Raw genomic sequence first — 11,659 nt, forward strand, 5'->3', positions numbered from 1 at the left:
TCCTTGTTCGTTGAGCGGACACGTATAGGAAGCAGACCATTGCCGAAGGGGCGGCGTTCGATGTTTGTTCAACGGGTACTTGTGGGAGCAAGGCTTGCCCGCGATGAACGATGGCGCGCCGTTCCGACACACCGAGGCGTCTGCATCGCGGGCAAGCCTTGCTCCCACAGAGCCTTGCTCCCACAGCTAAGGTTTCTGTCACCGCTCGCCCCTACGACAGAAACAACAATGCCAGGCGCGATGCCTGGCATTGTGTGTAGCCCATCCCGACCGGGATGGCGAATCAGAACGGCAGTTTCATGCCCGGCGGCAGTTGCATGCCGGCCGTCACGCCAGACATCTTGTCCTGGCTGTTGGCTTCGATCTTGCGCACCGCGTCATTGACGGCGGCGGCGAACAGGGCTTCGAGCATTTCCTTGTCGTCTTCGCTCAGGCCTTCGACCACGCTTGGGTCGATGCTGACGCGCTTGATGTCGTGGCGACCGGTCATGACCACGGTCACCATGTCGCCGCCGGACTTGCCGGTGACTTCGGCGTTGGCCAGTTCTTCCTGCATCTTGGCCATTTTTTCCTGCATCTGCTGCGCCTGCTTCATCAGGCCGGCCATGCCACCTTTCATCATGGGAATCACCTCGAAAGTACTTGGATAAACAACGCGCCCGGCCCGTTCGACCCGGCGCCTTCAGTTATGAGCCCTGGGTGACCGGGGCCTCGACAGGTTCGATAGTATCGTGACGGACCACGGCGCCGAACTGTTGCATCATCTGCTGGATGAATGGATCACCGTGGATCGACTCCTCGGCTTCGCGCTGACGGTCGGCACGGCGCCGGGACGCGGCCTGGGCCGGGGTCTCCTGCTCGGGCTTGATCAGCTCGATGGTCAGCGTCAGGGTGCGCTGGTGATACTGGTTCAGCGCATCGTTGAGACGACGTTGCTGGGTCGCGTTGAACAGTGCGCTGTGGGCCGGGTCCAGGTGCAGCAGCCAGTGGTCGCCTTCTACGGCCATCAGCGTGCAGTTGGCGGCGATGCTGCCGGTCATGCCGCTGATCGGCAGTTTAGGAAACAGTTCCAGCCATTGCAGGGCCAGGCCGGTGGCTGGCATCGCCGCGGGTTCCGGCTCGGGCTCCGGGGCCGGCTCAGCGGCGTGCTCGCTGGCCAAGTCGTCCAGGTAGCTGTAGGCCGAATCCATGTCTGGCTCGATGTAATCCTCGTCCAGCGGCGGTTCGTCGTCCTGGTCGAGGCCTGGCGTGGCGACATCGACGTCGGCCACTGTCGGTTCGGGCACCGGCGCGGCGACCCACTCAGGCGCATCGGGCACCACGCTGTCGGGCGTCGGCAAAGGCATCGGCGGCAACTCGGGCTGCTCGGCGATGGTCTCCAGGACCGGCTCCACGGCAGGTTGCTGGGCAACCTCGGGCTCGATCGGATCGTTCCAGGGCAGATCGACAACGGCTTCGGCGACCGGCTCGGGCAGCGCCTCGACGACCGGTTCAGGTTCTGGCTCAGGGACCGCGACAACAGGCGTCGGGGTCGGTGGTGCCACAGGTGCCGGCGCTACCGGAGCCGAAGCCACTGCCGGCGCAACGACGGGCGCGGCAGCCACTGGCTTGGCGGAATCAGCTGTGGCTTGGCTGATCCCCACTGGCTTTAGCGCTTGCCTCGGGGCGTCCGCCGTGTCGGCTGGCCGGAACGCCAGCATTCGCAGCAGGACCATTTCGAAGCCGCCGCGCGGATCGGGGGCCAGGGGCAGGTCGCGACGGCCGATCAGGCCCATCTGGTAATAGAACTGCACGTCTTCGGCCGGCAACGCCTGAGCCAGGGCCAGTACGCGATCACGATCGCCGTGACCGTTGTCGACACCATCAGGCAAGGCCTGGGCGATGGCGACCCGGTGCAATACGTTGAGAATTTCCGAGAGCACGCCATTCCAGTCAGGGCCCTGCTCGGCCAGGTGACGCACCGCTTCGAGCAGCGCCTTCGCGTCGCCTTCGATCAGCGCATGCAAAACGTCATAGACCTGGCCGTGATCGAGGGTACCGAGCATGGCCCGGACATCCGCGGCCATGACCTTGCCTTCACCGAAAGCGATGGCCTGGTCGGTCAGGCTCATGGCGTCGCGCATCGAACCATCGGCGGCGCGGCCCAGCAGCCACAGCGCATCGTCCTCGAAGGGCACGTTCTCGACGCCCAGTACGTGAGTCAGGTGCTCTACAACCCGTTCCGGCGTCATGTTCTTGAGGGAGAACTGCAGGCACCGCGACAAAATCGTTGCAGGAAGCTTCTGCGGGTCGGTGGTCGCCAGGATGAACTTGACGTAGGGCGGCGGCTCCTCAAGGGTCTTGAGCAGCGCATTGAAGGAATGGCTGGAGAGCATGTGCACTTCGTCGATCAGGTAGACCTTGAAGCGCCCACGGCTCGGCGCGTACTGCACGTTGTCGAGCAGCTCGCGGGTGTCTTCGACCTTGGTGCGGCTGGCGGCGTCGATCTCGATCAGGTCGACGAAACGGCCCTCGTCGATTTCCCGGCAGACCGAGCACTCGCCGCAAGGCGTGGAGGTGATGCCGGTTTCACAGTTCAGGCACTTGGCGATGATCCGCGCGATGGTGGTCTTGCCCACGCCACGGGTACCAGTGAACAGGTAGGCATGGTGCAGCCGCTGGCTGTCCAAGGCATTGATCAGAGCCTTGAGCACATGGGTCTGGCCGACCATTTCGCGGAACGAGCGCGGACGCCATTTACGTGCAAGAACCTGATAACTCATCGAAAACCGTCGCAACGAAGGAACATAAGCGGCTAATGCTAGCGGAGCAGGGGCGAAATTGCATCCGGTGTGCTCGTCTAATCTGACTAAGATTGAATCAGGGACTCGGTTGTCGACACGGATTTGCACAGTCAGGAGAGTTTATGCGCTCAGCCATGGGGGCTTTGCTGTTGTTGGGAACCAGTTGCTTTGCCGAGGAGGCACCCTTGCGTTTCGCCGTTACCGACGGCTGGGCGATGCCCATGGTGCAGATCGAACGAGGCCGCCCGACCCAGGGCATCCTTCCCGATGTAATGACCAGCCTGGCGACCCAGATGGGACTGCCAGCGCAATTCCACGTCCTGTCCCGCGCCCGACTGGACGGCGCCATGAAACACGGCGAGATCGACGTACGTTGCTACGTCAGCCCTGACTGGGTGAGTGATAGCGGCGATTACCTGTGGAGCATCCCGTTGTTTTTCCAGCGCGACCTGCTCATTGCCACGGCAAGCACACCTGCGGCGGTAGCACCGGCAACGCTGGCGCACCAGGCCATAGGCACGGTGCTCGGCTATACCTACCCGACCTTGCAACCCTTGTTCAACAGCGGCCAACTGCACCGAGACGATGCTCGCAGCCAGGAACAAGTGCTGGCGAAACTGCTGGCCGGCCGCTATAGCTATGCGGTCAGCAACCAATGGGCACTGGACTGGTTCAATCAACGCCACACTGCGGATCGACAACTCCATGCAGTGGCTGTGCTTCAGGAACAGCAGTTGAACTGCTACGTGCGCAACGATCCGAACATTCCAGCACAACGCATTCTGAGGACCTTGCTGGACATGAAAACCTCCGGGGAAATCGACGCGATCATCCAGCTTTACACTGGCCGCAGTGACGCATCCCAGTCCAGGAGCGAGGCGCCCTCCCCCTGATCGCCCGGCCGCTGCTGCCATTGCAACGGCGGGATGAAGCCCTGCACCCAGCCGGGTATCTGTTCGGGCGGCATGGGCCGTGCGATGAAATAACCTTGTGCCACCTCACAGCCCAGGTTCAGCAGCAGTTGGCCATGCTCAAGGCTGTCCAACCCTTCGGCGACTACCTCACGGCCAAACGCCCGGGCCAGGCCGATCACCGCTTTGGTCAGTGCCAGGTCGTCACGGTCATGGAGAATGTCGCGGACAAAGGTCTTGTCGATCTTGATGGTTTGGGTGCGCAGGTGCTTGAGATCATTGAGCGAGCAGTAGCCCGTGCCGAAACCACCCAGCGAAAACCCCACACCCAAGGCATGGCAGGCCTGGAGGCAAGCGCTGACGTGGGCAAGGTTCTCCACCGCGACCGATTCGACAATCTGCAGATCCAACAGGCGTGGCGGTACCGCCGGATGCCGCTCCAACACCTGTCGCAGCCGCTCGACAAAATCCGCTCGCTGGAAATGCCGCGCCGAGATATTGATGCTCACCGGCCAGCCCTGCCCCGCTTGCTGCCATTGCTGCAACTGGGTCAATACCTGCTCCATGACCCACTCGCCGATCTCGACGATCAGGTCGGTCTCTTCCACCAGCGGCAGGAACTCCCGAGGCGGCACCAGGCCACGTTGCGGATGCTTCCAGCGCAGCAGCGCCTCCAGGCCGACCACGGCGCCATGACGCATGTTGACCTTGGGCTGGAAATGCAGCCGCAACTCATTGCCGGCAAGCGCCTGGCGGACCCGCTCGACGGTCTGGTAAGTGGCTCGCACTTCCTTGTCCCGGGACACATCGAACAAATGGAAACGATTGCGACCGCTTTGCTTGGCCACGTACATCGCCTGGTCGGCGTGGCGCAACAAGGTCTCGGCGTCTTCGTTGTCCCACGGAAACAATGTGACGCCAATGCTAGCGAAGACCTTGATGTCCTTCCCGTCAATGCCATACGGCATGGAAACAGCGATCAACACCCGGTTCAACGCGGCATGCAACTCATCCATCCCACGCACATGGCGCAGCACCAGCACGAACTCATCCCCACCCAGCCGGGCCACCACATCCTCGCCACGCACAATACTGCGCAGGCGCCTGGCGACCTCCACCAGCAGCCGATCGCCACTGGCGTGACCATAGCCGTCATTGACCGCCTTGAAGCCATCGAGGTCGAGCATGCACACTGCCAGGGGCAAGTTTTCCGCACGGGAAAACTCCAGGGCCTGGTCCAGCAGATCGGACAGATAAGTGCGGTTGGGCAGCCCGGTCAGCACATCGTGACCGACTCGCCATTGCAGCGAATGCAGCAGGCGACGCTTTTCGCTGACGTCGAAGCGAATCGCCAGGTAGCGTTCGATGTGCCCTGTTTCGTCATCGATCACCGGCACCAGGGTGGTATCGACCCAGTGCAGCGTACCGTCCTTGGCCCGGTTGCAGATTTCCCCTTTCCAGACCTGGCCCACGGCAATGGTGCGCCACATGTCGCTGAAGAACTCTTCAGGGTGCTGGCCGGAATTGAGCAGGCGATGATTCACGCCCAGCAACTCATCGCGCCGGTAACCAAAAAGGCTGCAAAATTGATCGTTGACGTAGGTGATGCGCCCGCTCAGATCGGTTTCGGAAAAAATCGCGGCGGCGTCAACGGCTCTGCGGTACTTCTTATCCATCGAAGCAGTCATCCATGAGTCAGGCTCATTTGTCGCGCGCGGTTGCACCGCCTCCAAGACAGGCGAAAATCAACTAGGCTCAAACACTTTGAGAACAGCTGGAGCGCGGGCCCTGGTGGTGCCAAGGGAGGGCTTCAGCCCTTGCCTGGTATCGCGGCAAGAAACGCAAGGCCTGGTCTCTGCACACACCCCGGCTTCTGAAGCAGGTCACCAAATACCCGTGCCAAAGGCCGATTCTACGAAACACATCACATTTTGCAAAGCAAGGTGATGGATCACGCGGTTGCCTAATGCGAAAATCTATCGTTAAGTTCTTGATTCTAAATGGGAATTAAGCGATGCGAATTTCAAGTTTGGGTCCAGCCATCAGACGCTACCGCAAAGTAGCAGGGCTTACTCAGGCTGAACTTGGCGAAAAAACCGGTTTTGACCCCAAAACCATCAGCCGCTTCGAAACCGGCACCTACACCCCCAGCGTCGAAGCCTTGCTCCTGCTTGCCAATGTGCTGGATGTACAACTCAAAGCCTTTTTTGCCGACATGGGCGATGAGGACGAACAGCGGGCGTATCTGTTCGGTGTCATACACAAAGCCACCTCCAAGGACCTGGAAAAACTGATCACGGCGGTCGACCAGGCCTTGTCCAAGCCTTGATGCAGATGTGAAAGAGAAGCCGAGGCTGCCAGCGGGAGACAGGCCGGGGTTCTCTTTGGCGTTCGTTAGCCCTGCCCGACCAAAGCCTGAACAGCAGAAAGCACCGATCGATATCAATCAGCAAAAAAGAAATTTTGATTTGGAAAACCTTGCGAATGAAGGCTCGGGCGTTATGGAGGCAACCCCACCAGCCACACCCCGGCACACAATGTTCCCGCTGTGGCTGCTTCCTTCCGGATCTGACCAGGTTCACGGGTAATCGCTGCGGGGGGACCGATGGGGTCACCATAACGACGCCCGCCTGACGGCGAGCCGCGCCATTGTACCTATCTGGCAAGAAGTTACAACCGTTCGTGCCGGATTAAAAAACTGAAGATGTTCAAGCACTTGCTGTGGGAGCAAAGCTTGCTCGCGATGACATCGGCACATCAGGCATGGATGCAAGCTGACCCACCGTTTTCGCGAGCAAGCTCGCTCCCACAAAAGCTCTGCGCTTGGAAGCCGCCGCTGTGAACAGTCGCCCCCCTTGTGGGAGCAAAGCTTGCTCGCGATGACATCGGCACATCAGGCATGGATGCAAGCTGACCCACCGTTTTCGCGAGCAAGCTCGCTCCCACAAAAGCTCTGCGCTTGGAAGCCGCTGCGGTGAACAGCCGACAACCCCTGTGGGAGCGAGCTTGCTCGCGAAGGCGTCGGTACATTCAACAGGGTTGCAAGCTGCTTCCACAGAAAACTACAACAGCACCTCATCCGCCCGACCACCCTCCTCCTGGATCACCAGATGGATGAAATGCAGCTTGGTAATAACGGCGGCCGGTACGACAAACGGGTAGAAATCCGGCTGGCCCATGCTGCGGGACAGTTCGTTGAGCATGCCGGCCAACTCGATCCAGGCGTTGACGAACGAGAGGAAGGCCGTACCGCCAGCGTGCTCGGAATCGTATAGGGTTTCGGGCGGGAACGGCTGGTAGTCGAAATCCATTTCCCGGGCGCTCATACCGAACCCCAGGGCGGTGTCCACCGCGTCCATCATGTGCAGGTAATGGGCCCAGGTTTCCGCCCAGTCCTCCCACGGGTGCATGGTGGCATAGGCGCTGACGTAGCGGGTTTGCCAGTCCAGCGGCGCGCCTTGCTGGTAGTGCCGCTCCAGGGCTTCGGTGTAGCTGGCGCGCTCATCGCCGAACAGCTCGCGAAAGGCTTCGAGCCAGTGGCTGTTGGCGATCAGCCGGTCCCAGTAATAGTGCCCCACCTCATGCCGGAAATGCCCGAGCAAGGTGCGATACGGCTCACGCATCTGCTGGCGCACGTATTCGCGATGGGCATCGTCAGCTTCTTTGATGTCAAGGGTGATCAGCCCGCTGGCGTGACCGGTGGTGGGTGGCGTGCCGTCGGGGTCGACACCGATGAAATCAAACGCCAAGCCGATGTTTTCGTCGACGGTTTTCGGGATGACAGGCAAGCCGAAAGTAATCAGTTGCGCGACCAGTCGACGCTTGGCGGTCTCGACCTTGCGCCAGCGTTCTGGGTTTTCCGGGATCGACAGGTCGGGAATGGTGCGGTTCAGGCTACAGGCGACGCACAGGGTGTCGTGCCCGTTGTCCGGCAGCAGCCAATTACAGGCCGCCGCGGTGTCGAGGTTGGCGCAACGGCGGAACAGCCCGGCCTGGGGATCAGCGTCCAGCGTCCAGGTCCCGGCTTGCCCGCCAGGTTGCAAGGACGTCAGGCGACTCTGCTCAGGTTGATAACCCAGCGCCGCCAGGCAGGCCAGGCATTGGCTATTGCGAAAAAACAACGACTGGCCACAGCGGCACGGCCAGACCTTGCTGTTACGTGACCGATCGCCCAGGAACGGCGCGGCGATGCGTGAGCTCAGTTGTTCGAAGAAGCGGTACATGGCGATCTCTCCCTGGAGCCTGCAAGACTAGATCACCTTACGTTCATGATCGTTCCAACGCGTTGCGTCATAGACCGTGGGGAGGGAGCTTGCTCCCGCTGGGCTGCACTGTAGGAGCTGTCGAGTGCAACGAGGCTGCGATCTTTCCACTGCCCATTGAGTCGTGAGCGAAAGATCAAGATCAAAAGATCGCAGGCTTCGCCAGCTCCTACAGAGCCCAGCGGGAGCAAGCTCCCTCGCCACAAAACTCAGAACGCAATGCCATGTCCTGTCAGGAAATCGACAAAGGCTTGTTCATCCAGCACCTTGAGCCCCAGCTCGTTGGCCTTGGTCAATTTCGAGCCCGCCCCCGGCCCCGCCACCACGCAGTGGGTTTTCGCCGACACGGAACCGGCGACCTTCGCCCCCAGGCTCTCCAGCTTGTCCTTGGCGACGTCGCGACTCATCAACTCCAGCGAACCGGTCAGCACCCAGGTATGCCCCGCCTCGGGCAAGCCTTCGACGACCTTCTTCTCGCTTTGCCAATGCATGCCAAAGTCGCGCAACTGTTGTTCCGCTGCCTCGGCCTGCTGACGGTTGGTGGCAATGGCGAAGAACTCGCGCACGGCGTTGGCCTGCTTTTCCGGCAACGCCTGGCGCATGTCCAGCCAGTCGGCATTCATCACCGCTTCGAGCGAACCGAACTTGCCTGCCAGTTTCTGCGCCCCGCCCGGCCCGACCGAGGGGATGTTCAGCTTGTCGAGAAAGCCGCCCAGGGTCGTGCTGGCGGAGAACTCGGCGCCCAACTCGCCTTGGTCCTGGATCTCGAGACCGTGGCGCAGCAGGTCCTTGATCACCTGGCGGTTGTGTGGGTCCTCGAAGAAGCTGTGGATCTCGTGGGCCACTTCCAGGCCGACGTCGGGCAAGTAGGTGAGCACCTGGGGCAAAGCCGCCTGCACACGCTCCAGCGAACCAAGAGAGCGAGCCAAGACCTTGGCGGTTTCCTCACCCACGTCCGGGATACCGAGGGCGTAGATGAAACGCGCCAGGCTCGGCTTCTTGCTGTCGACAATGGCTGCCAGCAGGTTCTTGCTCGACAGTTCGGCGAAACCCTCCAGGTCGACCACCTGCTCGAAGGTCAGGGCATACAGATCGGCAGGCGAACCCACCAGGCCCTCGTCCACCAGTTGCTCGACGCTCTTCTCGCCCAGGCCCTCGATGTCCATGGCCCGACGCGAGACGAAGTGAATGATCGCCTGCTTGAGCTGCGCGCCACAGGCCAGGCGACCGACGCAGCGGTACACCGCGCCTTCGCTGATGGTTTCACGGCCCTTGCTGCGCTTGATCAGTTGCGTGCGCTCGACATGGGAACCACATACCGGGCACTGCTGGGGGATCTCCACGGGGCGGGCATCGTCCGGGCGGCGCTCGGTGATCACTTGCACCACTTGCGGGATCACGTCACCGGCACGACGGATGATCACGGTGTCGCCGATCATCAGGCCCAGACGCGCCACTTCGTCCATGTTGTGCAAGGTGGCGTTGGCCACGGTCACGCCAGCGACCTTGACCGGCTTGAGGCGCGCCACGGGCGTGACAGCACCGGTGCGGCCGACCTGGAACTCGACGTCCAGCAACTCGGTGAGTTCTTCAGAGGCCGGGAATTTATGAGCGATGGCCCAGCGTGGCTCCCGGGCGCGGAAACCGAGCTCGCGCTGAGAGGCGATGCTGTTGACCTTGAACACCACCCCGTCGATCTCATAAGGCAACGCGTTGCGCCGCTCGCCGATGTCGCGGTAGTAATCCAGGCATTCGTCAATACCTTGGGCCAGCTTCAATTCACGGCTGATGGGCAGGCCCCAGGCCTTGAGCTGCTTGAGATTGCCAATATGGGTATCGGCAATGTCCGCGGTCACCTGGCCGATACCGTAGCAGCAGAATTCCAGCGGGCGGTTGGCGGTGATCTTGGAGTCCAGCTGGCGCAGGCTCCCCGCCGCCGCGTTGCGCGGGTTGGCGAAGGTCTTGCCACCCGCTTCCAGTTGCGTAGCGTTGAGGCGCTCGAAGCCAGCCTTGGACATGTACACCTCACCGCGCACTTCCAACACTGGCGGCCAGCCGCTGCCCTGCAGCTTGAGAGGGATATTGCGCACGGTACGCACGTTGACGCTGATGTCCTCGCCCGTGGTGCCATCACCGCGCGTGGCTCCGCGCACCAGCATGCCGTCCTGATACAACAGGCTGACCGCCAGGCCATCGAGCTTCGGCTCGCAGCTGTATTCCACCGCCGCGCCACCGCCCAGCAAATCGCCCATGGGCAGATCGAGGCCTTCAGTCACCCGCCGGTCGAATTCGCGCATGGTGGTTTCGTCGAAGGCGTTGCCCAGGCTGAGCATCGGGATCTCGTGACGCACCTGGCTGAACGCCGACAGCGCCACGCTGCCGACGCGCTGGGTCGGGGAATCACTGGTCACCAATTCCGGGTGTTGCTCTTCCAGGGCCTTGAGCTCGTGGAACAAGCGGTCGTACTCGGCGTCCGGGATGCTCGGCTCGTCGAGGACGTGGTAGCGGTAGTTGTGCTGATCCAGCTCGGTACGCAGCTTTTGGATGCGGGTTTCAACGGCGTTCATGGGTGTTCTCTCATAAAGCAAAAGAGCAGCCTAAGCTGCTCATTCTCAATACTTCGATCGCATGCAGGCGCTGTAGGAGCTGACGAGTGCAACGAGGCTGCGATCTTTTGATCTTTCGCTCACGACCCAATCGTCAGTGGAAAGATCGCAGCCTCGTTGCACTCGTCAGCTCCTACAAGCCAGCGATCTTTGGCCTCAGCGCTTCTGGGTCAGCGCCCGGCGCTCGAATTCGACGATGCGCTGGCGGTAGTGCTCGATGGTCTGGGCAGTCAGCACGCTGCGCTGGTCATCCTTGAGTTCACCATTGAGCTCCTGGGACAGCTTGCGCGCCGCGGCCACCATCACGTCGAAGGCTTGCTTGGGATGACGTGGGCCCGGCAGGCCGAGGAAGAAACTCACCGCCGGCGTGCTGAAATGATCGATGTCGTCCAGGTCGAACACGCCAGGCTTGACGGCGTTGGCCATGGAGAACAGCACCTCGCCGTTGCCGGCCATGCTCTCGTGACGATGGAAAATGTCCATTTCGCCGAAACGCAGGCCGCTTTCCAGGATGTTCTGCAGCAACGCCGGGCCCTTGAAGCCGGCCGGGTCGCGGCAGATCACGCTGATCACCAGCACTTCTTCAGCCTGGGCCTGATCCTTGTCGGCGCTCGAGGCTTTGTTCTCGTCCGGGAAGTCGCTGTCGCGACTGCTGAAGCTCGGACCACCATCCAGGTCGAGGTTCAGGTTCAAATCACCCTGGGATGGCTCGCTGTTGCGCTTGCCGCGCTTGGAACCCGATTCCCGTGGCTCACGGGCAGGCGCGCTCATCGACGGCAAGTCGTGTTCGTCCAGCTGCGGCTCCTTGTGGGTGTCCAGCACCCGGGGCGGGCCCAGCAGCTCGGCGCTGTCGTCCTCATCGGGCAGGTTCGACAGGCTGCGGTCCAGGCGAAACTTCAGCTTCCCCTTGCCGCCGCGCATGCGGCGCCAGCCGTCGAAAAGAATACCGGCAATGACAATGATGCCGATGACGATCAGCCACTCGCGCAGACCGATTTCCATGTAATCCCGTGCCTCTATAAAAATGCTGAAAAATAAGGGGCTTAGCTATTTGCAAACCGCTTTAAAACGTGGCGCCAACTCTATGTTCTGAATGG

8 protein-coding genes and 1 other RNA gene are annotated in these 11,659 nt (G+C 61.4%); 2 read left to right on the top strand and 7 right to left on the bottom strand.

Annotated elements, in window-relative coordinates:
* Window positions 1-283: 283 nt before the first annotated feature.
* Together AB4Z20_RS01480 and dnaX are read right to left on the bottom strand one after the other, a co-directional pair.
* The gene (locus tag AB4Z20_RS01480) at window positions 284-622 is read right to left on the bottom strand and encodes a YbaB/EbfC family nucleoid-associated protein (RefSeq protein WP_214508885.1); all 339 of its coding nucleotides are present in this window, start codon (window positions 620-622) and stop codon (window positions 284-286) included.
* Window positions 623-686: 64 nt separating this feature from the next.
* The gene (dnaX, locus tag AB4Z20_RS01485; RefSeq protein WP_442089178.1) at window positions 687-2,762 is read right to left on the bottom strand and encodes a DNA polymerase III subunit gamma/tau; all 2,076 of its coding nucleotides are present in this window, start codon (window positions 2,760-2,762) and stop codon (window positions 687-689) included.
* Between the two features lie 143 nt (window positions 2,763-2,905).
* On the opposite strand from dnaX, the gene AB4Z20_RS01490 reads away from it, so the two are divergent.
* On the top strand, window positions 2,906-3,676 hold the full coding sequence (locus AB4Z20_RS01490; RefSeq protein ID WP_253472852.1) for a substrate-binding periplasmic protein: 771 nt from the start codon (window positions 2,906-2,908) through the stop codon (window positions 3,674-3,676).
* Here the strand turns inward: AB4Z20_RS01490 and AB4Z20_RS01495 are convergent.
* Entirely contained in the window at window positions 3,622-5,370 is a 1,749-nt protein-coding gene (locus AB4Z20_RS01495; RefSeq protein WP_253472849.1) for a putative bifunctional diguanylate cyclase/phosphodiesterase, read from the bottom strand. The two genes, AB4Z20_RS01490 and AB4Z20_RS01495, sit on opposite strands and share 55 nt — an antisense overlap.
* Before the next feature lie 338 nt (window positions 5,371-5,708).
* On the opposite strand from AB4Z20_RS01495, the gene AB4Z20_RS01500 reads away from it, so the two are divergent.
* On the top strand, window positions 5,709-6,023 hold the full coding sequence (locus tag AB4Z20_RS01500) for a helix-turn-helix domain-containing protein (protein WP_253472845.1): 315 nt from the start codon (window positions 5,709-5,711) through the stop codon (window positions 6,021-6,023).
* A gap of 182 nt (window positions 6,024-6,205) precedes the next feature.
* On the opposite strand, the gene ffs is transcribed toward AB4Z20_RS01500, so the two are convergent.
* The 4 genes from ffs to zipA all read right to left on the bottom strand — a co-directional run bounded on the left by ffs (window position 6,206) and on the right by zipA (window position 11,564).
* Window positions 6,206-6,302, bottom strand: an RNA gene (gene ffs / locus AB4Z20_RS01505) — signal recognition particle sRNA small type.
* 454 nt (window positions 6,303-6,756) lie between these two features.
* Window positions 6,757-7,917, bottom strand: a complete 1,161-nt coding sequence (locus AB4Z20_RS01510) for a zinc-binding metallopeptidase family protein (protein WP_442089179.1) — start codon at window positions 7,915-7,917, stop codon at window positions 6,757-6,759.
* A gap of 248 nt (window positions 7,918-8,165) precedes the next feature.
* Window positions 8,166-10,523 carry an NAD-dependent DNA ligase LigA gene (gene ligA / locus AB4Z20_RS01515; RefSeq protein ID WP_442089180.1) on the bottom strand — a complete coding sequence of 786 codons (2,358 nt, stop codon included), beginning with the start codon at window positions 10,521-10,523 and terminating at the stop codon, window positions 8,166-8,168.
* Window positions 10,524-10,718: 195 nt separating this feature from the next.
* Window positions 10,719-11,564 carry a cell division protein ZipA gene (zipA, locus tag AB4Z20_RS01520; RefSeq protein WP_442089181.1) on the bottom strand — a complete coding sequence of 282 codons (846 nt, stop codon included), beginning with the start codon at window positions 11,562-11,564 and terminating at the stop codon, window positions 10,719-10,721.
* Window positions 11,565-11,659: the final 95 nt, after the last annotated feature.

It is taken from the genome of Pseudomonas sp. KB_12 (genome assembly GCF_052114545.1).
GTDB classification, from domain to species: Bacteria; Pseudomonadota; Gammaproteobacteria; order Pseudomonadales; family Pseudomonadaceae; genus Aquipseudomonas; species Aquipseudomonas brassicacearum.

Coding starts and splice junctions, on each gene's coding strand:
- AB4Z20_RS01480 (WP_214508885.1), bottom strand. CDS start 622: ATGATGAAAGGTGGCATGGCCGGCCTGATGAAGCAGGCGCAGCAGATG.
- dnaX (WP_442089178.1), bottom strand. CDS start 2,762: ATGAGTTATCAGGTTCTTGCACGTAAATGGCGTCCGCGCTCGTTCCGC.
- AB4Z20_RS01490 (WP_253472852.1), top strand. CDS start 2,906: ATGCGCTCAGCCATGGGGGCTTTGCTGTTGTTGGGAACCAGTTGCTTT.
- AB4Z20_RS01495 (WP_253472849.1), bottom strand. CDS start 5,370: ATGGATAAGAAGTACCGCAGAGCCGTTGACGCCGCCGCGATTTTTTCC.
- AB4Z20_RS01500 (WP_253472845.1), top strand. CDS start 5,709: ATGCGAATTTCAAGTTTGGGTCCAGCCATCAGACGCTACCGCAAAGTA.
- AB4Z20_RS01510 (WP_442089179.1), bottom strand. CDS start 7,917: ATGTACCGCTTCTTCGAACAACTGAGCTCACGCATCGCCGCGCCGTTC.
- ligA (WP_442089180.1), bottom strand. CDS start 10,523: ATGAACGCCGTTGAAACCCGCATCCAAAAGCTGCGTACCGAGCTGGAT.
- zipA (WP_442089181.1), bottom strand. CDS start 11,564: ATGGAAATCGGTCTGCGCGAGTGGCTGATCGTCATCGGCATCATTGTC.